General features: G+C 62.8%; 1 pseudogene. It reads left to right on the forward strand.

Features of this window, described 5'->3' with window-relative positions:
* Positions 1-461 (forward strand): annotated as a pseudogene (locus tag GV827_RS23280) (type IV secretory system conjugative DNA transfer family protein); the annotation flags it as partial.
* Positions 462-538 lie beyond the last annotated feature (77 nt).

Consider the following 538-nt stretch of genomic DNA (forward strand, 5'->3'; position numbering starts at 1 on the left):
AGGGGCGCCTCGGCGCGGACGTCACCAACGTCCTGGGCGGTCTGATTGTTGCCAGTATCGTCAACGCAGCGCTGAGCCGTCAGACCATTCCTGAGGATCAGCGACGCCCCTTCATGCTGCATGTCGACGAGTTCCATGCCTTTACCACCGCCTCCATCGCAGACATCCTGCCTGAGACCCGCAAATACGGGCTCGGGCTGACCCTCGTGCATCAGCACGTGGCCCAGGTCGAGACCGCCGTTTTTGACGCGATCCTGGGCAATGTCGGCAGCCTCATGGTGTTCCGGGTGGGGGTCAATGACGCGCCGGTTTTTGTCCGCCAGTTAGAACGCGTCGCCCCAAGCGATCTGATCAATCTGCCCAACCACCGGGCCTATATGCGGGTCATGGTGAAGGGCCAGAGGACACCGACCTTCTCAGTGGCAACGGCGCCGCCCCCGCAAAAAACCGCCTCCCGCTAGGGGAGACGGTCAAGCCTAGTACTCGCTGGCCAACATGAGGGTCAGTACCCGATGTGTGACCGCCGGGTTGGCGGCGT

It is taken from the genome of Sulfitobacter sediminilitoris, from assembly GCF_010667575.1.
Classification (GTDB): Bacteria; Pseudomonadota; Alphaproteobacteria; order Rhodobacterales; family Rhodobacteraceae; genus Sulfitobacter; species Sulfitobacter sediminilitoris.